The following is a 23,854-nucleotide window of genomic DNA, read 5'->3' on the forward strand; positions in this document are numbered from 1 at the left end:
CGATGAGCGGCACCCTCCTCTCAGGCAGCTGTCACTGCGGGGCCGTGCGCTTTCGCATGACCAGCCACACGCCGGTGCCCTACCAGCTGTGCTATTGCTCGGTGTGCCGCAAGACCACCGGCGGCGGGGGTTACGCGATCAACCTCGCCGCCCGCGCCGACAGTCTGGTGGTCGAGAACCGCGAGACGCTGGCAATCTACCGCGCCACGATCACCGAAGATGGCACCACCCGCCACTCCACCGCCGAGCGCCACTTCTGTTCGCGCTGCGGCAGCCACCTGTGGCTCTATGATCCCACCTGGCCGGACCTCATCCACCCGCTCGCCAGCGCAATCGATACGCCGCTGCCGCCCGCGCCTGTCCTGACCCACCTGATGCTCGACGCCAAACCCGACTGGGTGCCAGTCAACGCCGGGCGCCAAGACGCTGAATTCCCCCGCTATCCCGACACCTCGATCGAGGACTGGCACAAATCGCACGGCCTCTGGGTCGTCTGAAAGGAGCCTTCATGCCCTACGCCATCTCCCGCGCCCAATACGCCGACATGTTCGGCCCGACCACCGGCGACCGCGTGCGCCTTGGCGATACCGAGATCATCATCGAGGTCGAGCGTGACCTGACCCTCTACGGCGACGAGGTGAAGTTCGGCGGCGGCAAGGTGATCCGCGACGGGATGGGCCAAAGCCAGATCACCCGCGCGATGGGGTCCATGGACACTGTTATCACCAACGCGCTGATCCTCGACTATACCGGCATCTACAAGGCTGATGTCGGCCTGCGCGACGGGCGCATCGCGGTGATCGGCAAGGCGGGTAACCCTGATACTCAGCCCGGCGTCGATGTCATCATCGGCCCGGGAACCGAGATCATCGCGGGCGAAGGCAAGATCCTGACCGCAGGCGGTTTCGACGCCCATATCCATTTCATCTGCCCGCAACAGGTCGAGGACGCTTTGCATTCCGGTCTGACCACCTTGCTCGGCGGCGGCACCGGCCCGGCGCATGGCACGCTGGCCACCACCTGCACCCCCGGCCCCTGGCATATCGGGCGCATGCTGCAGGCCATCGACGGCTTGCCGATGAACATCGGCCTTGCCGGCAAGGGTAACGCCAGCCAGCCCGACGCGCTGGTCGAAATGGTCACGGCGGGCGCTTGTGCGTTGAAATTGCACGAAGACTGGGGCACCACCCCCGCCGCCATCGACTGCTGCCTGACCGTCGCTGACCAGATGGACGTGCAGGTGATGATCCACACCGACACACTTAACGAATCCGGTTTCGTCGAAAACACCCTCGACGCCATCAAGGGCCGCACCATCCACGCCTTCCACACCGAGGGCGCGGGCGGCGGCCATGCCCCCGACATCATCAAGGTCGTGTCGTCGCAGAATGTCATCCCGTCCTCGACCAACCCGACGATGCCCTACACGATCAACACGATCGAAGAGCATCTCGACATGCTGATGGTCTGCCACCACCTGTCGCGCAAGGTGCCCGAGGATGTCGCCTTCGCCGAATCCCGCATCCGGCGCGAAACCATCGCGGCTGAGGATATCCTGCACGACATGGGCGCGTTTTCGATCATTTCCTCAGACAGTCAGGCCATGGGCCGCGTCGGCGAGGTGATCACCCGCACCTGGCAGACCGCCTCGAAGATGAAGCAACAACGCGGGCGGCTGGCCGAGGAAACCGGCGAAAACGATAACCTGCGCGCCCGCCGCTACATCGCCAAATACACCATCAACCCGGCCATCGTGCATGGCATGGCCGATGAAATCGGCTCCATCGAATCCGGCAAACGCGCCGATCTGGTGCTCTGGTCGCCGGCGTTTTTCGGCGCCAAGCCGGAAATGGTGCTGATCGGCGGCTCCATCGCCATGGCGCAGATGGGCGATCCCAACGCCTCGATCCCCACGCCGCAGCCGGTCTATTCGCGCCCGATGTTCGGCGCACTGGGCCGCGCGGTCGAGCGTTCGGCCGTGACTTTCGTCAGTCAGGCCGGGCTGGACGCGGGCATTGGCGAAGCGCTGGGTCTGCGCAAGTCGCTGGTCGCGGTGCAGGGTTGCCGGGGGGTGACTAAATCCGACATGAAGCTCAACTTCGCCACCCCCAGCATCGAGGTCGACCCCGAGACCTACGAGGTCCGCGCCGACGGTGAACTCCTCACCTGCGAGCCCGCCTCCGAACTGCCACTGGCGCAGCGCTACTTCCTGTTCTGAACGCAAGCGTGACGTTGAATGAGGGCGGCGTGGGGTAAAACCCGCCCCGCCTTTTCCGTTTCCCGCGACCACGCCAAGATTATGCTGCATTGCAGCAAATCCGGTGCCTTCGCGATGGCGCGCGCTGTCGTCACGCCGATGAACTGTGAAGAGCTTTACCTCTCCCCTTTGAATTCCCGAACCAATTCGCCATCACGCCCCCGGCATGAGCCATGCTGCACCTGCAAAGCACGCATGCCCAACCGGCAGTGGTTATGTCAGCATCAATGCCCTATCTTCGTCTCAAGGGAGAGAACTCTTCACACGAGGTTTCCAAATGGCTTTCATTACCAGCACCGACTTCACCCCGCGCATCCGCGCCCAGATCGACGCCTTTTTCGCCACGCTCGGCCAGGGCTTCAACGCCTATCTTGAAGCCCGCTCGCGCCGCGACGAGATCGAACGCCTGCAAATGATGACCGACGCGCAACTGGCCGACCTCGGCACCAGCCGCGACCGTATCGTGCAATACGTCTTCCGCGATCGCATCGGCTTCTGACCCAGCACGCGGCCCCGCTCTTTTCGGGGCCGCGCGCTGAGCGCACAGGCGCGCCCCGCAGGCCCCCATGCCATTGCGCGGACGGCGTCGCCTTCGGGCGCGCCGCGCCGCTGGTTTTTGGCCTGCATTTTGAGCACGCCACCCGGCACAGAATTCTTGTACCGCGCCCGAGCGCCTTCCAGCGCCCAGGCGTGCGTTGGCAGTTACAGCTTTGGTAACCTGCCTGCCAAACGCGCCGCTTTGACGCGCCAATCCCTTAATTCCACAGGGACATTCCAATCAACGCCGCATCATCGGCCCCCATCAGCCCCGCGCCCAGTCGGTCGCAGTGCACCTCGGTCAGCACGCGATCGCGCCAGAACAGCGGGTCTTCGCGCAGAACCTGCGGCAACAGATTGTGGTCAAAGATTCGCACGCGTCGCTCCACCACCTCGACCCGGCTCCATTGTCCCAGACGAACGTCCTCACCGCCGGCGATCAGAGCCGAACACAGATCGCGTTCACGCGACCGCAGCGCGTCAATCCTTTCGCGGACCAAAGTCAGTTCATCAGCCTGCGACTCGCTGCGCATGGGCGCCTCCATTGCTTGCACCCACACTCTAGCCCTGCGAGGGTAAACGGACCGTTTACGAGGATTCCCTGATGAATGACCTGCCCCCCGCCGTCCGACTGTTGACCCAAGAACCTGCGCAGGCCGATGACCGCGTGGTGCTGGATTACGACGCCCGTCTGATGCGCCGCAAACGGTTGACGACGGTGCAGGGCGAAAGCTTTCTGGTCGACCTGCCCAACGTCACCAATCTCGACGCCTATTGGGGTTTCGAACTGGAAGACGGACGCAGCATTCAGATCGTCCCCGCCGAGGAATCTGTCCTTGTGATCACCGGGCCGCTTGCCCGCCTGTGCTGGCACATCGGCAACCGGCACACACCGTGCGAAATTCACGACGATCATCTGTTGATCCGCGAAGACCATGTGCTCGAGAAAATGCTCACCGGTCTTGGCGCGCAGATCACCCGCGCCTCACGCCCTTTCGCTCCGGAATCCGGGGCCTATGGCACCGGACGCACGATGGGCCATGACCATGGTCCGGCAGAACACCATACGCATGGCGATCATACCCATGGACATCATCACCATGGGCATGATGACCATGGGCATCATCATGGGGAGGAGGCCACCAGATGAAACTGTTCCACCCCGCCAACCGCAGTCTCTCGCCAGAGCACGAGCGCCTTTGGGCCGCCTATGAAATCGCCTATACAATGGTTGATTTCCTGGCCGCGGGGTTGTTCATCGTCGGCTCGATCCTGTTTCTGAGCCCCCAAACCACGCAAACCGGCACCTGGCTGTTCATCATCGGATCAGTGTTTTTCGGCCTGAAACCGACCTTGCGCCTGACGCGCGAGATCCGGCTGGTGGCGCTGGGGAACGTGAACGAGGTCGCCAAACGGCTCGATGGCTGACACGGATCTGCTGACCTTGATGCAATGGCTCTCCCCCGCCTTTCCGACAGGGGCCTTTGCCTATTCCCACGGGCTCGAACGGGTGGTCGCCGAGGGCACGATCCGCGACGCCGCCACACTTGAAGACTGGCTGACCGGCATTTTGCTGTATGGCGCGGGGTGGCAGGACGCGGTGTTACTGGCGCACGCGCTCAGGCCCGGGACAGACCTTGATGCGCTCGACGTTCTTGCCCGTGCCCTTGCACCATCGGCCGAGCGTCTGCGTGAAACGCTGGATCAGGGTACAGCGCTTGCCCGGACCGTTGCGGGCATCACCGGTCGCAACTTGCCCGCGCGTGCGCTCCCGATAGCGCTGGGTGAGGCCGCGCAGGCGCTATCCTTGCCGCCCGCGACAGTTATTGCCTTGTTCTTGCAAGGCTTTGCAGGCAACCTGACCACCATCGCCGTACGCCATGTGCCGCTGGGCCAGACCGCAGGACAGGCGGTTCTGGCCAATCTGGCACCGGTGCTGGGCAGCCTTGCTGCCAGTGCGGCCACGGCAACGCTTGATGACCTCGGCGGGGCGGCGCTGGCTGCCGACCTTGCCGCCTTTGAACACGAAACCCAAGACGTCAGGATCTTTCGAACATGAGCATGAATGGCCCCCTCAGGGTGGGAATCGGCGGCCCCGTCGGCTGCGGCAAGACCTCGCTGACCGAGCAACTGGCCCGCGCACTGGCCAGCCGCTGCTCGATGGCGGTGATCACCAACGACATCTACACGCGCGAGGACGCCGATTATCTGGTCCGTGCGCAGGTCCTGCCCGAGGCGCGCATCAAGGGCGTCGAAACCGGCGGTTGCCCGCATACCGCGATCCGCGAGGATGCCTCGATCAATCTGGCCGCCGTGGCTGAGCTGAGCCTTGAGATCCCCGGTCTGGACCTGATCCTGATCGAGAGCGGTGGCGACAATCTGGCGGCGACGTTTTCGCCCGAGCTGGCGGATCTCTCGATCTATGTCATCGACACCGCCGCCGGGCAGGACATTCCGCGCAAGCGTGGCCCCGGCCTGACAAAATCCGACCTGCTGGTGGTCAACAAGACCGATCTGGCGCCCTATGTCGGGGTTGATCTGGCACAGCTCGAGGCCGACACCCAACGTGCTCGCGGCCAGCGGCCCTATGTCATGGCGCAGGTGCGCAACGGGATCGGCATCGAGGCCGTGATCGCATTCCTCGAGCGTGAAGGCGGGTTGCGGCTGCGCTGATCACTCGTCAACCGGGGCCAGCGCGCGCGCGGCCTGCCGCGCCTCGCGCCGCGCCCGGAATTCCGCGCGTTCTTCGGGCGACAACGGCACACCCCCGACCCGCTGGCCCCGGCCACGACCGCGGCCGCGCCCCCGCCCGCCGCCCCGGGACGCGTTACCCGCTGAGCGGCGCTTTCTGGCAAGTCGGCGGACAAAGCCCGGCACTGGCGCAGTCGATGCAGCAATGACCAGCGCCAGACCGCCAAAAGCGAGAACCGGCAGTCTTTCGCCCAGAAATATCATCCCGAACACCACGCTGAACGCTGGCATCAGGAACATCGCCAAGGCCGCCCGGTTCGCCCCTGCACGGCGGACCAGCGCGTAATTGAGCAGGTTTGGCGCGACCGTCGCCAGAACCACCAGTGCCAGCAGCACCAAAAGAACATAGGGCGAGGGCGTGACCTGCACCGCCCCGTCGACCAGCAGTGCCACGGGCCAGACCGTCACCACGCCCACCGCGAACATTCCCGCCGACAGGACCATCGGCGACATCTTTTCACGCCGACGGAACCACACGTTGCCCGCCGCATAGCTCAGCGGCGAGATCAGCGTCAGCAGCGTGCCCAGTCCCGCCTCGGCCAGACCGCCCGACAGGATCGCCGGGATCGAGATCAGCACGACGCCAACCATACCGATGCCGATACGGATTTCCTGCTCCAGTGTCGCGGGCTCATCCGCCAGAAAGAACGCTGCCAGCGCCAGCGTGAACAGCGGCATGGTGGCATAGAGCATGCCCCCCATGCCGGTGGGGATATACTGCATCCCCGCCGCCATGCTCACGAACGGGATCGACACCACCAATACACCGCCGACCAGAGCGGTCAGCAGATCATGCCGCGACAGGCGCAGCCCGCTGCCAAAGACCCCGGCCGCGATCAGCAGCAACGGCAGCGCGAAAGCCGAGCGCAGCGCCGCCAAGGTCCAGGGCGGGAAATAGGCGACGGCAAGCGCGATCAACAGCGGCGAGGCACCAAAACCGGCGGCTGTGAGGATCAGGAGTAAGGGGGTGGGCATGGGTATCGGATCCCCGACCGGGCGGATGGGTGTGCGAGATGGACCCCTACCGCCCACCACCCCGCGCGTCAATCCACAGCCGCGGGAACGGCGCCGACCAGCCTCTTATGCGTTCATGTCCAGGCGACCTTCCTTTCTGTGTGGCATCGGTGGCACCCGGTTTGCCTGCCCAGTCTGCGCACAGAACCCTTGCCCGAAGGTTAAGACGACACCGCTGGACCACCCTGCACCCCGCTGCTACGCAAGAGATCTCAGGAGGTGCCCATGTCCGACAGTGAAACGCCCCAGTACCAGCCCGTCCCGCTGCCGGACCGCGTCCAGACGACGGATGCGCTCGCCCTGACGCAGGCGCAGGCCTTCCTCACCTACCTGCGCAAGCGCCATTCGGTGCGCGACTACAGCGCCCGCCCGGTCCCCGAGGCGGTCATCGCGGCCTGTATCGCCGCCGCCGGCAGCGCGCCTTCGGGGGCCAACCACCAGCCCTGGCATTTTGTCGCCATCGCCGATCCGGCGATGAAAGCCCGCATCCGCGCCGCCGCCGAGGACGAAGAGCGCGCCTTCTACGCCGGCGGCGCGGGCGATGAATGGCTGGCCGCGCTCGAGCCGATCGGCACCGGCGCCTCCAAGCCGCATCTGACCGACGCGCCCTGGCTGATCGTCATCTTCGCGCAACGCTGGGGCGAACGGCCCGGCGGCGCGCGGTTCAAGAATTACTACGTCCCCGAAAGCGTCGGCATCGCCACCGGCTTCCTGATCGCCGCCCTGCACCACGCGGGGTTGGTGTGTCTGGAGCACACGCCCAACCCGATGAAATTCCTCAACAATCTATGCGGGCGGCCAGCCTCGGAAAAGCCGGTGATGATCCTGCCCGTCGGCTATCCGGCCGAGGATGCCACCGTCCCCGCCGTGGCCAAGATCAAGAAACCGCTGGAGGAAATCCTGAGCGTGTTCCGCTGATCCCCACGCACCAACGGAGCAGAAATTGCCCAAGCCCTTCGCGCCTGACGCGATCGAGCCCGGTCATCACCTCTCGGTTGAAAGCAAGGGCCGCCTGTGCACCAGAACATCGCCCTCTACCTTGCTCAAAGCGTCCGCGACTGCCTGCCGCTGATCGTGGGCTTTGTCGTGATCACCTTGCTCTCACCCGCGTTCATCGGCACCTTGCTTCTCACCGCCGCCTTTCTCTACCTTGCTCCTCCTGGGGCCAGGACACTGGCGACGCCTCGCGCAGGCCACTGGCGGGAGCACTTCCCGCCCCGGACTAAGCCGCCTGCGCTTCCTTCTGGTTGCGGCGCTGCTCGGCTGTCTTGCTATCTTGCTGCCCTCTCCCTGACCGATACTGTGAGGCCGCGTGATCCGGCCCATCGCTCAGACTCCGGAGCGCTCGGCGGATTCAACCGGTCGTCGCAACACCCCAATTTTGGAGGTGTAGATGACGACGGGAAGACGGAAATCGGAACGGTCAACTCGGGACAAATTATCCTCGCCAGGACGGCCGCCTGTCTGGCAGCGTGAGAATCTGTGTCGGTTTTGGCGGGGGATCGCGGCAGGTCTCTCCAGTGAAGAGGCCGGTGTCGAAGCCGGTGTTTCTGCGCCTGTCGGAAGCCGTTGGTTTCGGAGTTCTGGCGGAATGCCCCCCACACATCTGGCCCCTTCTTCACCTCGGCCGACGAACCGCAGTCTTTCTTTTGCCGAGCGCGAGGAAATAGCTCTGGAATGCGCGAGGAGGACCGGAGTGCGTGCCATTGCCCGCAAGCTGGGGCGTTCACCCAGCACGATCTCCCGTGAGATCAGGCGTAACTCCGCGACCCGCGGCGGGGACTTCGACTACCGCGCCATCACAGCGCAGTGGCATGCGGACCGTGCAGCGCGACGCCCGAAGGCCAGCAAGCTCGCAAACAATCCCGCCCTGCGTGACTACGTGCAGGACCGGCTCGCGGGTGTGATCGCCACGTCGGACGGCATCGCTTTCGACGGCCCTGTCGTGGTATGGAAGAAACGGCGGGCGGTTCACCGGCAAAGCCGACGCTGGTCCTCGGCCTGGAGCCCGGAACAGATTGCGCAGCGCCTGAAGGTGGACTTCCCCGAGGATCCGACCATGCGTATCAGCCATGAAGCGATTTATCAGGCTCTCTACGTTCAGGGGCGCGGTGCCCTTAAGCGGGAGCTCTCCGCCTGCCTGCGCTCGGGCCGGGCACTGCGTCTCCCTCGGGAACGGGCTCGGAACCGAGGCAAGTCATTGGTCGGGGATGCGCTGATGATCAGTGATCGCCCGGCGGACGTCGGCGACAGGGCGGCGCCGTGCCACTGGGAAGGCGATCTCATTCTCGGTCTCGGCAGCTCGGCGATCGGCACCCTGGTCGAACGAACCACGCGCTTCACGATGCTGCTGCATCTGCCGCGGATGGAGGGGCATGGAAAGACCAAATCCATCAAGAACGGCCCGGCTCTTGCCGGTCATGGCGCTGAAGCCGTTCGCGACGCAATCGCGGACACCATCATGGAACTGCCGGCACACCTGCGCAGATCACTGACGTGGGACCAGGGCGCCGAGATGGCACAACACGCCCAGCCCCGGATCGAAACAGGTCTCGACGTCTACTTCTGCGATCCGCAAAGTCCTTGGCAGCGCGGCAGCAACGAGAACACTAATGGTTTGCTCCGCCAATACTTTCCCAAGGGAACGGACCTTAGCCGGCACGGTGCGGACGAGCTGAACGCCGTGGCCCATGCGCTGAACACGCGGCCACGCAAGACACTCGGCTGGCAAACCCCGGCAGAGGCACTCGAACGACTGCTCAAACAGGATAAGATGGATGGTGTTGCGACGACCGGTTGAATCCGCCCTCACGGCCATGATCTGTGTGGTGACGCTCTGGCCGGTGCTCGCCGCCTTTGGCACGCTGCTGCCGGGTGCAGCCCTCGGCCTGCCCTTTTCCCCACTCAAAGCACTGAAAGCGGCGCGCTCGACATGGTATCGGATTGCGTTTCAGCTTCTGGTATTTCCGCTCGGGCTTGGTGTCGCGTTCCTGCCCGCCATGTCGTGGTCTTAGCCCGTCTTCGGGCCAGAACCGATGCTCACCGACGATGTCCTGTCATAGCTCAACCACCGCGCCCCGTCTGCGCAGATGGTGATCGTTGCGGCTATGACAATGGCAACCGTCGCCCTGATCGGGGTCCTGAAAGTCGCCATCCTCTGCCGCGCTTTCCTGCGCGAGACGCCGTCCACCTGAGCATATCTCACCACGTCGGCAGCCTCCCCGCCTGTGGCGCATCGATCACAGATCCGTGTCCTCAAACCTGGGTTTGGTGATTTCACAACGACGTAGCCATCCTCTCGGTCCACACCCTGAGCGTGCAAAGTAAGGCAAGAGCGTTCAAGCCGTCGTTATTCGCGTATCTGGTCAGGGCCGTCGCTCACTCGTTTCCGGTGGTGGCGTTCGTCATCATCCCACTCCCGGCGATCCTGACGGTCGTTTTTACGCCACGGGACACACCAGACTTTCGCAACGTTGTCGCCGAAATGGCCTTTGTTACACTGATCCCCTTCGCGTTTTCGGTCGTGGCGTTTATCGTCACCTCCCTGCCGGTCGTTCTCAGCATCGGCATTCTTTGCCGCGTCTATGAGCAACGCTATCCGCCTGAGAGCGCCGAGGTCACACCGGTGCCACCCCAGCCCGAGGTCGCCCCAGCTGCCGCTTCCTGACGCGGGGCGTCAGGGCAGCGCCCTATGGGCGCGCGGTCAGCGTTTTTGCAAATGCACGTAGGTCTCGTCAAACCGCCGCTGCAGGTGATCGACTGCCCGCAGCACGCCGCTTGTTCCCAAGGGTGCCACGTTCACCTCAGGACTGGGGTTGAAGAACAGCGGCACGGAAATGCGCGCCTGCGCGCTGCCGACAACCCGGTGCGGCGTCGCCCTGATGCGCCCGCCTGACCACATCTCCAGCATTTCACCAAAATTGATGACAAATTCGCCCGGCTCGGCCACCACCCCCAGCCATCCACCGTCGCGCCGCTGCACCTCGAGCCCCGGCACGCCGTCGGTGACCAGCAGCGTCAGGCACCCATAGTCGGTGTGCGCGGCGATGCCGAAATCCTTCTCGCCTGCCCAACCCGGCCGCTGCGGATAGAAATTCCCCCGCAACAACGCCATCGGCTGATCGAAAGCGCCGTCAAACCAGTGCGGGTCTTCACCAATCGCCCCGGCTATCGCGCCCAGCACGTGCAGCGACAGCGCCCGCGCTGCGGCGTAATACCCCTCAAGCGTGGCGCGAAACCCTTCAGGCCGCTCCGGCCAAAGATTGGGCGCATGCACAGCCAGCGCTGATCCCGCCACCGCGAACCCCAGATCGAAGACTTCCTTGTAATCCGGGTTCGCCGCCGGATCGACCTGCTCGGACCCCGGCCCGCCCCAGCCCCGGTTGGCCCCGGTCCGCGCCATATCCACCGCCGCCTTCACCGCCAAAGGCTGCGCAAAGAACGCCCGATACGTCGCCAGCACCGCGCGCACCTGCCCGGCCTCAATCGGCGTGTTCACCAGCGTCAGAAACCCGACCTCACAGGCCCCGCGCCGTACCTCATCGCGCTGCACCGGATCGCCCGCTATCAGAGCCGCCCAGTCAACCTTCGGGATCGCCACACCTTCGGCCATCGCCCGCCGCCCCTTCATCTTGCCCCAAATACGCCCCTGACCCGATCCGGGAACGGCGCCCCCTCATCTTGTCAGAAATACTCTGCAGGGGGTGAAGGGCGCGCCAGCGCCCGAGGGGGGCGCATAGCCCCCCTGCGCCGACAGGCGCCGGCGCGCGGCCCCCTCGATGGGGGCCGCGCGCCGCACCCGCTCACCGATGCGGCGCGTAGATCTCGACCAGCCGGGCCACCGCCGCTTCCGGCGTCATCTCTTCGCTCTCGCCCGTGCGGCGCGAGGTCAGCTCGACCACGCCCTTGGCCAACCCGCGCGGGCCTACGGTGATGCGCCACGGCAGACCGATCAGATCCATCGTCGCAAACTTCGCCCCCGCCCGGTCGTTGCGGTCATCATAGAGCGCTTCCAGACCGACCCCGGCCAGCGCCTTGTACAGCGCCTCGCAGGCCGCATCCGCCGCCTCGTCGCCCTGCTTCAAGTTGACGATCCCGGCATGGAATGGCGTCACGCCTTCGGGCCAGATGATGCCCTTATCGTCATGGCTGGCCTCGATGATCGCGCCCAGCAAGCGGCTGACGCCGATCCCGTGCGAGCCCATATGCACCGGCACCCGCTCGCCCTTGTCATTGACCACGACAGCGCCCATCGGCTCGGAATACTTGGTGCCGAAGTAAAAGATCTGCCCCACCTCGATACCCCGGGCCACCTTGCGGTGCTCCTCGGGGATCGCCTCGAACAGGCCTGCGTCATGGGTCTCGTCGGTGCGCGCATAAAGCGTGGTGAACTCCTCGCACACCGCCGCCACGGCCTCACGGTCGTCATAATCGACCGCCCGGTCGCCCAGCGTCAGCGTGGTCACGCGGTCGTCAAAGAACACCTCGGACTCACCCGTCTGCGCCAGCACAAGGAATTCATGCGTGTCATCGCCGCCAATCGGTCCGCTGTCCGCGCGCATCGGGATCGCCGTCAGGCCCATCCGCTCATAGGTGCGCAGATAGCTGACCATATGGCGGTTATAGGCATGCAGGGCGGCGTCCTTGTCGACATCGAAGTTATAGCCGTCCTTCATCAGGAACTCGCGCCCGCGCATCACGCCGAACCGGGGCCGGACCTCGTCGCGGAATTTCCACTGGATGTGGTACAGCGTCAGCGGCAGATCCTTGTAGCTGCCCACATGCGACCGGAAGATGTCGGTGATCATCTCCTCATTCGTCGGTCCATAGAGCATCTCGCGATCATGCCGGTCCTTGATGCGCAGCATCTCGGGACCGTAGGCATCATAGCGCCCGGATTCGCGCCACAGATCCGCCGATTGCAGCGTCGGCATGAGCAGCGGAATATGCCCGGCGCGCACCTGCTCCTCGTGGACGATCTGCTCGATACGCTTCAAGACCTTGAAGCCCATCGGCAGCCAGGAATAAATCCCCGCCGCCTGCTGCTTGATCATCCCCGCGCGCAGCATCAGCCGGTGGCTGACGATCTGCGCCTCCGAGGGGTTTTCCTTGAGGACGGGCAGGAAATAGCGGCTCAGGCGCATGGTTCACCTTTGGAAGGAACGGTTCGCGCTTGTCTAGGCGATTGCCGCGCAACCGGCAAGCAGCGCGGCACCAAAGCCATCACCAAGCCGTCAGCACACGCATCAGGCGATTGACAGGCCCCGGCGCTTGACCGACGCTCCCCTTTTATCGCCCTGATTTGGACCCATCCCATGTTTCATCGCTCCGTTATCGCCCTCACCGTCCTTGCCCTTTCCACCGGCATTGCCCAGGCGCAACTGTCGCCCAAGACCCCGCAATCCCCGCACGCGCCCTCTGCGCCGCGCAGCCCCGGCGGCATGGCCGACCTGTCGCGCACGCCCATTGCCCCCTCGACCATCCCGCCCGAGACGATGATCCCCCTCATCCGCGCCGGCTTCGCCGAACACGGCTGCGAGCTGCCGCTGAACGGCGGCGAACGCATCCTGGCCGAGTCCCTCGGTGCCCAGCTCGGCGTCACCGCCGACGAGACCCTCAGCCGCGACGGCCCCTATTTCCGGCCCATCGACACCGCCTTCGACCGACTGCGCGCCGACGGCACCGTCATCATCGACCGACCCGGCGACGTGATCCGCTACCCCGACTGCGACGCCTGACGCCTGTCCGACCGGTGCAATGCCTGTCGCGCACCGGTCGCCACCCTTTGCGCCCCCTTGTCGAGTGTTGCGCATGCCCGATCCGTTTTCGCTGTCCTCAACCGTCCCGGTGCCGGTCTGGCTGCTCATCGCCGTCTTGATGGCGCTGGCGACCAGTGTTGCCATCCTGTTCATGCGACTGAAACGCCACCCGGATCGCCGCATGGCGGATAGCCAGATGAGTGACCGCATCGCAAAAGCGGCCGAACGACCGGGCGCCACGCAAGCCATCCCGCCCCCGGCCCCCGACAGCGCAAACCACCCGCCACAGGCCCATCCTCTCCGCCCCGATCTCCACACCCGCATCGCCGCGCTCCTCACGCTCGAACGCATCGCGCAAGACAGCACCGAGCACGACAACGGCCGCGATCATGTCCGCGTGATGGAACTCCTGTGCGCCTATATCCGCGAGACCGCCGGGGCCGCAGACGCGCGCCCCGGCAGCGCAAGCCCGGGTCCTGAAACCACCGCCCCTGACCTTGCCTCACCCCCCGCTCCCGCGCCCCGTCAGGATATCGCCGTCGCGCTCAGGATCCTCGGTCGCCGCTCCCCCGCCCAGTTGCGGGTCGAGGCCGCCTGGCCCGGCACCCCCGATGCCAACACCGACGACCCCTTCACCCGCAACTGCCCCGCTCTGCCCGCCCCTCCGCGCGACCGCCCGCTGACCCGGTCCGAGGTCGCGGTCTTCAAGGACACCCTCGACCTCTGGCTCAAAGCCGTCCGTAGCGACGCGGGCTACCGGCTCGACCTGCGCGCCACCAATCTGCAAGCCGCCGACCTCTCCGGCGACAATTTCCGCGGCGCCCGCTTCGACAAGGCGCGCATGGAGGGTGCGATCCTGACGCAAACCCGGTTGGAAGGGGCAAACTTCTCCGGGACGTACCTGGCGGGTGCCAGGCTCGCCAACGCCCAGTTACAGGGTGCCACCCTCACCGCAGCGCAACTACCGGGCGCGGATCTGCGTCACGCCTCGCTGCAAGGCGCGGACCTCAGCCACGCCGCGCTAAAGGATGCCGACCTCAGTCAGGCCCGGCTCGAAGGCGCGACCCTGACCCGCGCCCGCCTGCACGGCGCAACACTCCGGCAGGCGCGGCTTGAAGGGGCCGACCTGCTTTATGTGCAGATGCCACAGGCTGACCTGCGCCAAGCCCGCCTTGAAGCCGCCTGCCTCGCTCATGCGCAGTTGCAGGGCGCAACCCTCACCCAGGCCCGCCTCGAAGGCGCAAGCCTGCAGGAAGCGCAGCTGCACGGTGCCGACCTCACCCGCGCTCGGCTCGATCAGCACACCGACCTCAACGCCGCCGACCTCCACGGCGCAGCACTGCGCGGCATGGATCTGTCAACCACCGGCCTGTCTGCCGATCAGGCCGCCCACAGCTTCGCCGACCGCTCGGTCATCCTGCCCGAGGCTCTGGCCCGGCCCGCGACATGGCCCGACTGGACGCTCTGGGACAGCCAGACCGACGTCACCCCCAGCTTCCGCGACGAATGGCGCCGGTTTCGGGCCGACCCCGACACCTATGTGCCCCCGGCCAAACCCTCGGCCTGACCCCTTAGCTCTGCGGCCCGCCCTCGCAAGGCCCGAACGGCTCCGCCCTCTGACCGCGCCACCTTGCCCCAAAAGCCAGAGGCGGCGCCCCGGCACATCCCCCTTCCCAAACCCCCACCCCTGAGGCACCCTCCCCGCACCCCCTTGGTGAGTGTTGCGTATGCCTGATCCCTTCTCCGTCTCCACAACCCTCGCTGTGCCCGTATGGGCCGTCATCGCACTCGCCTTGGCGCTGTTCGTGCTCCTGATCTGGGCCGCGCTACCGCTTCTGTCGAAGCCCGTCGCCAGCCGCTGGCCTTTCGCCAACCCCGACGCAAACGCCTTGCTCGCCGCGATGGTGATCCTCGGCACACTCCTGTTTCTCGGCGCTGTGGGCGCAGCGTTCACCGTGCTCCTCCACACGTTCCGCGTAACCGAAACAGGCGGCGCAGGCCCAAACCTCGGCGCAGGCGCGCTGATCGCCGCCCTCCTCGGCGCGCCCTTTCTGATCTGGGGCACGGTGCTGAAACACCAGACCGTCCGCTACCAGAAAGAAGGCCACATGACCGACCGCATCGCCAAAGCGGTCGAGATGCTGGGGGCGGAAAAGACGGTCAAGGAATACCACATTGCCGACGACGGAACTCCGGTTGCAGTTGAGCGCACAACCCCCAACCTCGAAGTTCGCATCGGCGCGATCCTCTCCCTCGAACGCATCGCGCAAGACAGCACCACCCATGACAAAGGCCGCGATCATGTTCGGGTGATGGAGGTCCTCTGCGCCTATGTGCGTGAGAATTCGCCAGCCAACACAGCGCAGGATCATCCATTTGGAGCATGGAAACCATTGAATCGTCACTCCACGACTATTGAACAGCTAATGCACTCGGATCGTTGTCGTGAACGCTTCGGAGGAGACGAACAAATGGGTAAAATTGAAAAGTGGGTTACCGAAACTCTTCGGGAACCGCGCGAAGACATTCAGAAAGCCATGCGCGTTCTGGGTCGACGCACTGCCGAACAGCGCTTAGTCGAAGCGTCCTGGCCCAAGCCTCCCAATCATGACACTATCTGGCCTTTTGATATCCCTTGCCCACGTTTAAACGATCATCCAAGAGAAGCGGCATTATCCATAGACAATCTCAGGGATTTCGAAGAACGGCTAGATGCATGGAGGGCGAATATCGAGGCTTATTCCGGGTACCGTATCGACCTTCGCGAAACCAACCTGCAATGTGCTGACTTCAGTGCTATGCGCTCAGACCGATCCGACTCGATGTTCTCTGGCGCGCTGTTTGAAGGGGCTCGATTGGAAGGGGCCGACTTTTGGCGTTCGCTCTTGCACGGCGCGAATCTTAGTCACGCTCGGCTGGAATGTGCGAACTTTCTTGAAGCAAAACTCAATGGAGCTTCACTTCAGCAAGCAACGATGGAAGGCGCAACGCTGGACCATGCCGAGATTATCGGTGCACTACTTCACAAAGCACATCTAAATGGGTCCAGTATCTCTCAAGCTCGCCTTGAGTCCGCCATATTCAGCTCAGCCAACATGGAATGCGCGTTCCTTAACTGGTCGCGCTTGGAAGGTTCTGATCTAGGCGATTCAAAGGGATACTCATCTTCCTTCGAGGCAGTGAGAATGGAATTTGCGAATTTATCTACTGCGATTTTGGTAGGTGCGGATTTTCTCAGTGCGAGACTAGAAGGTTTGACGGCAAACATGACCGACCTGCGTGACGCAGACCTTTCGTTTGTTCAAGTGAACCAAAATACCGATCTTCACGGAGCATTGCTCGGGAACACTATTCTTCGTTCTGGGGATTTTTCACTTTCTGAAATCCCAGTTGAATCCCTTGAACATTGCTTCGGCGATTCCTCCGTCACGCTCCCATATGGCGTGGTCACGCCCGAACATTGGCCTTCATATCGTCTCGACGATGATAGCTTCGAATCAGAGATCTTCCGTTGGCGCTCAAACCCTGCCGACTACACCCCACCCCCTGACCCCGCCCAAACCAGAGGACACCCCTTACCAAAACCCTAACACCCCCACCCAACCCCTTGAATTCGCTCACCCCGAATACCTGTCCCATCGTGGGACACCCCCGCCAGACGGACCCCTCACACCCCCCAGACCCACAGGATCATCGGCACCGAGACCGCCACGATCACCACCTCCAGCGCCAGTCCCAACCGCCAGTAGTCGCCAAAGCGGAACCCGCCCGGACCCAGGATCAGCGTGTTGTTCTGGTGCCCGATCGGCGTCAGGAAGGCGCAGCTCGCCCCGATCGCCACCGCCATCAGGAACCCGTCGGCGCTCGCGCCCAGTTGCGCCGCGATGCCCAGCGCGATGGGGGCCATCACCGCCGCCGTCGCCGCGTTGTTCATCACGTCCGACAGCACCATCGTCACCACCAGCACCACCACCAGCGCCGCCACCGTGTTGCCCTGCGCCAGCCCGTCGACCAACCCGCCCGCCAGCAGATCCGCCGCCCCGGTCGCCTGCATCGCCCCCGCCACCGGGATCAGCGCGGCCAGCAGCACGATCACCGGCCCGTCCAGCGCCGTATAGACCTCACGAAGCGGCAGGGTCCGGGTCAGCATCGTCGCCAGCACCCCCGCCGCGAACGCCACCGCCGCCGGCACCAGACCGACCGCCGAGGCAAGGATCGCCACCGTCATGATCCCCGCCGCCGCGATGGCCTTGCCCTTGTCGGGCACCGACACAGGCGCGGTATCAAGCGGCACGCAGTTCATGTCGCGCGCGAATTCGGCCAGCAGCGCGGGTGTGCCGCGCAGCAAGAGCAGATCGCCCGATTTCAGCATCAGGCTGCCCAGCCGTCCACGCGGCCGCTGTCCCTCGCGCGAGATTGCCAGCAGCGACACCCCCCAGCGCGAGCGGGGCTGGAGTTGCCGCGCCGAGCGCCCGATCAGCGCCGAGCCGGGCAGCAGGGCAAATTCACGCAGGACGATCTCGTCGTCGTCCTCTTCCTCCTCAAACGCCGACAACCCGTCCAGCGCGATGCCGTGCTGGGCAGCGCTCTCGGTCAGCGCTTTCGCCTCGGCCTCGACGATCAACAGATCCCCCGCCTTGATCTTGCGCCCCCGATGCGGGTTGTTCTGCCGCGTCGTGCCGCGCACCAGCGCCAGCACTTCGATGTCCAGCCCGTCGAGCGCATCCTCAAACCCGCGCAGGGTCAGGCCAACGGCCTTGCTGTCCTCCGGAATGCGCAACTCGGTCAGGTAGGCGCCGGTTTCAAACGGTGCCTCGCCGCCGGGGTTACGCGCCGGTACCAGCCGCCAGCCGATCAGCGCCACGAAGGCAATGCCGATGGCGGCCACCGGCAGGCCGACCCAGGTGAAGTCGAACATCCGAAACGTCGAGTCAGGTCGGAAGCCGGCGACGATCAGGTTCGGCGGCGTCCCGACCAGCGTAACCATGCCACCGAGGATGGTGCCAAAGGCCAGCGGCATCAGCACCTGTCCCGGCGGCAGCTTGAGCCGCCCTGCCAGCTGCACCGCCAGCGGCATGAGCAGCGCCATCGCACCCACGTTATTCATGAACGCCGACAAGCCCGCGCCCAGACCCATCAGCGCCGCCACGGCAGGGACCTGCCCCGCCTGCGCCGGCAACACCCGCCGCGCCAGCGCGTCGACGGCCCCGGTATGCTGCAACGCCCGGCTGAGGATCAGCACGCAGGCCACCGTGACCACGGCGGGATGGCCGAACCCGGCAAAGGCGGTCTCGACCGGCACCAGCCCGGTCAGCACACAGGCGACCAGTGCCGCCAGCGCGACGGCATCATGGCGAAAGCGGCCCCATAGAAAACCCGCCACGGTCAGGCCCAGCACGGCTAGGATCATCATCTGTTGGCTGTCCATTGGTGCCCCTCTCGCGATCCTGAACCGGCGACAAGCGGCCAACCTGACCGATTTTCTACCAAGGAGCAAACCCCTGCGCGCGCTCGCGGTTCCGCATGCCCGGTTTCCCTGCGCCACAATCCGCGGTATAGACCCGCGCGATCCCCAACAGGCCTGCCGCCATGCGCTCTACCCCTGAGTCCGACGCCCCTACCGTCTCCCGCGCCCATGATCGCGTGCTGGCGCGCTGGTTCTGGAACGGCTATGCGCGCCGCTGGATCCCCTGGCTGCTGCTGGGCGCGCTGTGCATGGTGATCGACGGTGCCATGACGGGCGTGCTCAGCGCGCTGCTCAAGCCAATGTTCGACGATGTGCTGGTCGCGGGTCGGGCGGATATGGTGCTGTGGGTGGCCCTGGCGTTCGGCGCGACATTCGTGGTGCGCGCCATCACGTCGTTCACCTATCGCACAGTCATGGCCTATGTCTCCGAGAAGGTGGTGACCGGCCTGCAATCCAAGCTGACCAGCCATCTGATGACGCTGGATCAGGGGTTCCACCACACGCATCCACCGGGCCATCTGATTGACCGGGTGCGCGGTGACACGGTCGAGGTGGCGGCGATCTTTGACAGGCTCATCCCCGGCGTCGCGCGCGACTCGATCTCGATCCTGGCCTTGTTGGCGGTGGCGCTCTGGACCGACTGGCTCTGGACGGTCGTCGCTCTGGTCGGTGTCCCGCTTCTGGTGCTGCCCGCCGCAATCCTGCAACGCGCGGTGCGCAAGATGGGCATCCGCGCGCGGGATGCCTCGGCGGCGGCCTCGACCCGGCTGGATGAAATCTTCCACGGTGTCGTCACGATCCAGCGTGCTGGTCTGGAAGAGCAGGAAACCACCCGCCTCAGTCAGGTGCTGTCGCGCTTCGTCAAGGCGCGCGTGCGCGTGGCCGGCGGTCAGGCGGCGATGGGCTCGATGTCGGATCTGGTGGCCGCTCTGGGCTTTGCGCTGGTGTTGGTGCTGGCGGGTGGCCAGATCGTCGCCGGAGAGCGCACTGTGGGCGAATTCATGACCTTCTTCTCGGCCATCGCCTTCCTGTTTGATCCGTTGCGCCGTCTGGGGGCGCTGGCCGGGACGTGGCAGAACGTGCTGGCCTCGCTCGAGCGCATCTACCGGCTGCTCAACGAAAAGCCGCGCATCGCCCAACCCGAGGGACCGCTTGATCCGCTTCCCGCCCCGGGCACCGAAGAGATCCGCTTTGACGATGTCACCTTTGCTTATGACGGCGAACCGGTGTTGCGCGGCCTCAGCTTCACCGCCGAGCCGGGCAAGACCACGGCACTGGTCGGCCCGTCCGGAGCGGGCAAAACCACGGTCTTCACGCTGGTCACCCGGCTGGCCGATGCGCAGGCCGGGCGAGTCAGTGTCGGCGGCGCGGATGTGACGCGCACCGACCTGCGCGGGTTGCGCGATCTGTTCAGCGTCGTCGCACAAGACAGCGCCCTGTTTGACGAAACGCTGCGCGATAACGTGTTGATGGGGGCCAGCGATGTCTCTGAAGCACGCTTGGCCGAGGCCCTCTCGGCCGCGCATGTCGACGAATTCCTGCCCTCGCTCAGCGATGGGCTCGACACCCGCGTCGGACCGCGCGGCTCGGCGCTGTCGGGCGGCCAGCGCCAGCGCGTGACCATCGCGCGCGCCCTGCTGCGCGAATCCCCGATCCTGCTGCTGGACGAGGCGACCTCGGCCCTCGACGCCCGCTCGGAAGCGCTGGTGCAGCAGGCGCTCGACAAGCTCAGCGCCAACCGCACAACGCTGGTCATCGCGCACCGCCTCTCGACCATCCGCCACGCCGACAAGATCGTGGTGATGGAGGCCGGGCGCGTCGTCGAGGAAGGCGATCACGAAACCCTGCTGGCCAATGGCGGCACCTACGCCCGCCTCTACGCCCTTCAATTCAAGGACTGAAACCAAAAACCGCGCGTTTCTTTGCTCTCAAAATATCCACGGGGGGATTTTCAAGGGGGGCGCGTGCGTCCCCCTTGAAGCAGGGGGCCCGGGGGGCGGCAGCCCCCCGGCACTAACAGCAACCCCCCGCACCAAAAGACCTCACCGGGCGGCGCGGCTGGGCCGGGCCTGCAACACTGCCGGAAAGCTGACCCGGAACGCCGCGCCGCCCTGCCCCGGCAGATAGGCGATCTCGCCGCCCAGATTCTGCATGATCTCGCGGCAGATCGCCAGACCCAGCCCGGCACCGCCAGCCTGGTGTGTATCGGTCAGCCGGGCGAATTTTTCGAAGATCAGCATCTGGCTTTTCTTCGGAATGCCAGAGCCGTTATCCACAAACTCCACCGTGACCCGCCCGCCGCGCTGACGCGTGGTGATGCGGATCTCGGGCTGGGTGGCATCGCAATACTTGCGGGCATTGGACAGCACGTTGATGAACACCTGCGTCAGCCGCCCGATGTCGGTGCGCAGGGCGATGTCCTCGTCAACCGTCTGGCGGCGGATGGTGAACACCCGCTGCGGCTGCACCGAATTCGACGCCATCAGTGCCCGGTCGAGCAGAACGCTCAACCGTTCGCTCTGGATATCCAGATTGACCTGCCCGTGCTCCAGCACACTCAGATCCAGCAGATCATCTAGCAACCGGGTCAGACGGATGCTTTCGTCATGGATGATACGCGCGTAGCGAGAGATCTCGTCGGGGCTGACTTCGTCGTCCATCAGGATTTCCGAAAACGCCCGGATCGAGGTCATCGGCGTGCGCAGCTCGTGGCTGATCTGGCTGAGAAAGCTGTCCTTTTGCACCGAGAGCTTCTGCAGCATCTCGTTGGCCTCGCGCAGCTGGCGGGCGGTGCGGGCCAGTTCCTCGGACTTGGCTTCCAGCTGGGCGGAATGCTCCATGATCTGCGCGGTCTCGGATGCCACCGCCATCAGGTCATCCACGGTCACCAGCCGCCCGCCGACGATCTGCGCGATCATCGCGTGGCCCGTCGCCGCGCCGACCGAGCCTGCCAGTTCGCGCTCCAGCCGGTCCAGAAAATCAGGCGTGGGATCGGGCAGGAAGCCGCCTTTGCCCTGCGCACGCGCCTCGGCCTGAAAGAACCCCTGCGCATCGGCCCCGCCAAGGATGCGCTGTGACATCGCCAGCAGATCCTCAGCCTCGTTCTCGGCGGCCTCGCGCGACCAACCGCGGGCGCTGGGGCGATCCTCGCCGCGGCTATAGTCGAAGACATTGACGAACTGCGCCGATTGCACGCGCTCGACGGGGCTGGGAAAGCTGAGCAGCGAGCCTGCGATAAAGGCCACCGCGTTCAGTGCCAGCGACCAGAACAGCGCGTGCAGCAGCGGGTCCATCCCCTCGACACCGAACAGCGCGTGGGGGCGCAGCCAGTTGATGCCCAGCGGCCCCTGCGCCATCAGATCCGCGCTCATCATCACGCCCGGCCCAAAGGACGGCAGAAACAGCGTATAGAGCCAGGCCAGCGCGCCAACGACCAGCCCCGCCACAGCGCCCAGACGGCTGGCACCGCGCCAGTACAACGCTCCCATCAGCGCCGGAAACACCTGCGCCATTCCGGCAAACGAGATCAATCCGATCGCCGCCAGCGCGCGCGAGCCGCCCGAGACGGCAAAATACAGATACCCCAGCCCCAGAATGACCCCGATCGACAGCCGCCGCGCGTTCAGCACCAGCCCGCGCATGTCGCCAGCCTCGGGCACCGGCCATGGCGCGCGCCTGCGCGTGCTCAGCCACAGCGGCACGACGATATGGTTCGATACCATCGTCGCCAGCGCCAGCGCCGCGACGATCACCATCGAGGTTGCTGCCGAAAACCCACCCAGAAACGCCAGCATCGCCAGCGCGTCCTGCCCCAGTGCGTGCGGCAGGGTCAGCACGAACAGGTCCGGGTTCATCCCCGGTGGCAAATAGGTCAGCCCGGCTACCGCGATGGGCAGCACGAACAGGCTCATCGCCATCAGATAGAGCGGAAAGGCCCAGCTGGCGACGCCGACATGGCTTTCGTCGGCATTCTCGACCACCAGCACCTGAAACATGCGCGGCAGGGTCATCACTGCCACCCCGGCCAGAAAGGTCAGCCCCAGCCAGCGGCCCGGCTGGATTTCCCATTCGGGGCGTTCGGCCTCGCTGATGCGCGCCATGATGTCGGCGGGCCCATCGGCCAGCCCCCAGACCACCCAGATCCCCACGGCCAGCAAGGCCACAAGTTTGACCACCGCCTCGACCGCGATGGCGGTGACAACGCCGTGGTGCTGCTCGTTGGCATCCAGATTGCGCGTGCCGAACAGAATGGTGAACAGCGCCAGCCCCACCGCCACCCACAGCGCCAGCTGGCGCGGGGCCAGCGGCTGGTCGGCGGCAAAGGCGCCAAAGGCCAGCGCGATGGATTGCAGCTGCAGCGCGATATAGGGCGTGGTGGCGACGACGGCCAGAATGGTGACGATCACCCCCACTGCGTTAGACTTGCCGTAGCGCGACGAGATCAGGTCGGCGATCGACGTCACCCGCTGCGCCTTGCCGATCCGCACCAGCTTGCGCAAGAGCCACCACCAGCCGACGAAAACCAGCGTCGGCCCCAGGTAGATGGTGACGAATTCCAACCCCGACCGCGCCGCGTAACCAACCGCGCCGTAAAACGTCCACGCCGTGCAATAGACCGACAGCGACAGCGTGTAGATCAGCGGCGAGCGCAGAAAGCGCGGTTTGCGGCCCGAGGCGCGCAGGCTTTCCGCCCGGCGCTCGGCCAGCGAGGCGATGACGAACAAAAAGACGACGTACCCCAGCGCCGCGGGGATCAGAATGTTCAGGGTCATGACACGCCGTCCCTGTCGCCTCCGGCCTCGGCGGCGGGGGGCGTGGTTTCGCGCCGAAGCGCCGCACGCAGCGGGCGCGAGAGCAACCCGGCGGCAAGGATCAGCCCGATCCACAGCACGAAAAGATAGACCGTCTCACCCGCTGTACCGATGCCGCCTTCGCTGCTGGACCAGAGCACCGGCAACAGGATCATCACCAGCCCGACCACCGGCAAAATGCGCGCCGCGTCCATCAGGCGACGGCGGCGATAGGTCTTGCGTTCCAGAAACAGGGGGGCTCGGGGCGCTTTCATCGGGC

The 23,854-nt window shown here is 65.3% G+C and carries 22 protein-coding genes; 15 read left to right on the top strand and 7 right to left on the bottom strand.

Translation table 11 applies throughout. The annotated features are described in order from the left end of the window. Nucleotides 1-2 precede the first annotated feature (2 nt). From EAE28_RS01115 to EAE28_RS01125, 3 genes are all read left to right on the top strand, one after another. The gene (locus tag EAE28_RS01115) at nt 3-497 is read left to right on the top strand and encodes a GFA family protein (RefSeq protein ID WP_127103978.1); all 495 of its coding nucleotides are present in this window, start codon (nt 3-5) and stop codon (nt 495-497) included. 11 nt (nt 498-508) lie between these two features. Continuing rightward, nucleotides 509-2,218 carry an urease subunit alpha gene (gene ureC / locus EAE28_RS01120; RefSeq protein WP_127103979.1) on the top strand — a complete coding sequence of 570 codons (1,710 nt, stop codon included), beginning with the start codon at nt 509-511 and terminating at the stop codon, nt 2,216-2,218. Nucleotides 2,219-2,534: 316 nt separating this feature from the next. Further along, a complete protein-coding gene (locus EAE28_RS01125) occupies nt 2,535-2,756 on the top strand; it encodes a hypothetical protein (protein WP_127103980.1) in 222 nt (73 codons plus the stop codon). A gap of 256 nt (nt 2,757-3,012) precedes the next feature. Here EAE28_RS01125 and EAE28_RS01130 read toward each other — a convergent pair whose 3' ends face one another. Then, nucleotides 3,013-3,327 (bottom strand): hypothetical protein, encoded by a 315-nt coding sequence (locus EAE28_RS01130; RefSeq protein WP_127103981.1) that lies wholly within the window; start codon nt 3,325-3,327, stop codon nt 3,013-3,015. Between the two features lie 71 nt (nt 3,328-3,398). Between EAE28_RS01130 and EAE28_RS01135 the strand changes: the two genes are divergently transcribed. Genes EAE28_RS01135 through ureG form a run of 4 tightly spaced genes read left to right on the top strand, consistent with a single transcriptional unit; the run spans nt 3,399 to nt 5,467 of the window. Then, entirely contained in the window at nt 3,399-3,944 is a 546-nt protein-coding gene (locus tag EAE28_RS01135) for an urease accessory protein UreE (RefSeq protein ID WP_127103982.1), read from the top strand. Beyond that, entirely contained in the window at nt 3,941-4,222 is a 282-nt protein-coding gene (locus tag EAE28_RS01140; protein WP_127103983.1) for a YrhK family protein, read from the top strand. Before EAE28_RS01135 ends, EAE28_RS01140 begins: the two co-directional genes overlap by 4 nt. Next, the gene (locus tag EAE28_RS01145; RefSeq protein ID WP_127103984.1) at nt 4,215-4,853 is read left to right on the top strand and encodes an urease accessory protein UreF; all 639 of its coding nucleotides are present in this window, start codon (nt 4,215-4,217) and stop codon (nt 4,851-4,853) included. Before EAE28_RS01140 ends, EAE28_RS01145 begins: the two co-directional genes overlap by 8 nt. After that, nucleotides 4,850-5,467 carry an urease accessory protein UreG gene (gene ureG / locus EAE28_RS01150; RefSeq protein WP_181954471.1) on the top strand — a complete coding sequence of 206 codons (618 nt, stop codon included), beginning with the start codon at nt 4,850-4,852 and terminating at the stop codon, nt 5,465-5,467. Before EAE28_RS01145 ends, ureG begins: the two co-directional genes overlap by 4 nt. Here the strand turns inward: ureG and EAE28_RS01155 are convergent, their stop codons facing one another. Next, the gene (locus EAE28_RS01155) at nt 5,468-6,520 is read right to left on the bottom strand and encodes a DMT family transporter (RefSeq protein WP_127103985.1); all 1,053 of its coding nucleotides are present in this window, start codon (nt 6,518-6,520) and stop codon (nt 5,468-5,470) included. It abuts the gene before it with no gap. A 264-nt stretch (nt 6,521-6,784) separates the two neighbouring features. Between EAE28_RS01155 and EAE28_RS01160 the strand changes: the two genes are divergently transcribed. From EAE28_RS01160 to EAE28_RS01175, 4 genes are all read left to right on the top strand, one after another. After that, the gene (locus EAE28_RS01160; RefSeq protein ID WP_127103986.1) at nt 6,785-7,477 is read left to right on the top strand and encodes a nitroreductase family protein; all 693 of its coding nucleotides are present in this window, start codon (nt 6,785-6,787) and stop codon (nt 7,475-7,477) included. A gap of 475 nt (nt 7,478-7,952) precedes the next feature. Continuing rightward, on the top strand, nt 7,953-9,359 hold the full coding sequence (locus EAE28_RS01165) for an IS30 family transposase (protein ID WP_220443871.1): 1,407 nt from the start codon (nt 7,953-7,955) through the stop codon (nt 9,357-9,359). Then, nucleotides 9,337-9,573 carry a hypothetical protein gene (locus tag EAE28_RS01170; RefSeq protein WP_127103988.1) on the top strand — a complete coding sequence of 79 codons (237 nt, stop codon included), beginning with the start codon at nt 9,337-9,339 and terminating at the stop codon, nt 9,571-9,573. The genes EAE28_RS01165 and EAE28_RS01170 overlap by 23 nt, the downstream gene beginning before the upstream one ends. 470 nt (nt 9,574-10,043) lie before the next feature. Further along, nucleotides 10,044-10,226, top strand: a complete 183-nt coding sequence (locus EAE28_RS01175; protein WP_127103989.1) for a hypothetical protein — start codon at nt 10,044-10,046, stop codon at nt 10,224-10,226. Nucleotides 10,227-10,262: 36 nt separating this feature from the next. Here the strand turns inward: EAE28_RS01175 and EAE28_RS01180 are convergent, their stop codons facing one another. Beyond that, nucleotides 10,263-11,171, bottom strand: coding sequence for an isopenicillin N synthase family dioxygenase (locus EAE28_RS01180; RefSeq protein WP_127103990.1), 909 nt, complete (start codon nt 11,169-11,171; stop codon nt 10,263-10,265). 190 nt (nt 11,172-11,361) lie between these two features. Beyond that, the gene (proS, locus tag EAE28_RS01185; protein WP_127103991.1) at nt 11,362-12,702 is read right to left on the bottom strand and encodes a proline--tRNA ligase; all 1,341 of its coding nucleotides are present in this window, start codon (nt 12,700-12,702) and stop codon (nt 11,362-11,364) included. A gap of 171 nt (nt 12,703-12,873) precedes the next feature. Between proS and EAE28_RS01190 the strand changes: the two genes are divergently transcribed. The 3 genes from EAE28_RS01190 (at nt 12,874) to EAE28_RS01200 (ending at nt 16,907) form a co-directional block, all read left to right on the top strand. Beyond that, complete coding sequence (locus EAE28_RS01190; RefSeq protein ID WP_127103992.1) at nt 12,874-13,296, top strand: hypothetical protein; 423 nt, start codon at nt 12,874-12,876, stop codon at nt 13,294-13,296. A gap of 73 nt (nt 13,297-13,369) precedes the next feature. Further along, nucleotides 13,370-14,884: a pentapeptide repeat-containing protein gene (locus EAE28_RS01195; RefSeq protein WP_164736511.1), complete on the top strand. Its 1,515-nt coding sequence runs from the start codon at nt 13,370-13,372 to the stop codon at nt 14,882-14,884. A gap of 160 nt (nt 14,885-15,044) precedes the next feature. Continuing rightward, nucleotides 15,045-16,907: a pentapeptide repeat-containing protein gene (locus tag EAE28_RS01200; RefSeq protein WP_127103994.1), complete on the top strand. Its 1,863-nt coding sequence runs from the start codon at nt 15,045-15,047 to the stop codon at nt 16,905-16,907. A 77-nt stretch (nt 16,908-16,984) separates the two neighbouring features. Here EAE28_RS01200 and EAE28_RS01205 read toward each other — a convergent pair whose 3' ends face one another. Continuing rightward, a complete protein-coding gene (locus EAE28_RS01205) occupies nt 16,985-18,745 on the bottom strand; it encodes an SLC13 family permease (RefSeq protein WP_127103995.1) in 1,761 nt (586 codons plus the stop codon). A 161-nt stretch (nt 18,746-18,906) separates the two neighbouring features. Here EAE28_RS01205 and EAE28_RS01210 point away from each other — a divergent pair, with 161 nt between their 5' ends. Next, nucleotides 18,907-20,685 (top strand): ABC transporter ATP-binding protein, encoded by a 1,779-nt coding sequence (locus tag EAE28_RS01210; protein ID WP_127103996.1) that lies wholly within the window; start codon nt 18,907-18,909, stop codon nt 20,683-20,685. A 141-nt stretch (nt 20,686-20,826) separates the two neighbouring features. Here EAE28_RS01210 and EAE28_RS01215 read toward each other — a convergent pair whose 3' ends face one another. Together EAE28_RS01215 and EAE28_RS01220 are read right to left on the bottom strand one after the other, a co-directional pair. After that, nucleotides 20,827-23,556 (bottom strand): ATP-binding protein, encoded by a 2,730-nt coding sequence (locus EAE28_RS01215; protein ID WP_127103997.1) that lies wholly within the window; start codon nt 23,554-23,556, stop codon nt 20,827-20,829. Beyond that, on the bottom strand, nt 23,553-23,849 hold the full coding sequence (locus EAE28_RS01220; RefSeq protein WP_127103998.1) for a hypothetical protein: 297 nt from the start codon (nt 23,847-23,849) through the stop codon (nt 23,553-23,555). Before EAE28_RS01220 ends, EAE28_RS01215 begins: the two co-directional genes overlap by 4 nt. Nucleotides 23,850-23,854 lie beyond the last annotated feature (5 nt).

This window comes from Pararhodobacter zhoushanensis (genome assembly GCF_003990445.1).
In the GTDB taxonomy this organism is placed as follows: Bacteria; Pseudomonadota; Alphaproteobacteria; order Rhodobacterales; family Rhodobacteraceae; genus Pararhodobacter; species Pararhodobacter zhoushanensis.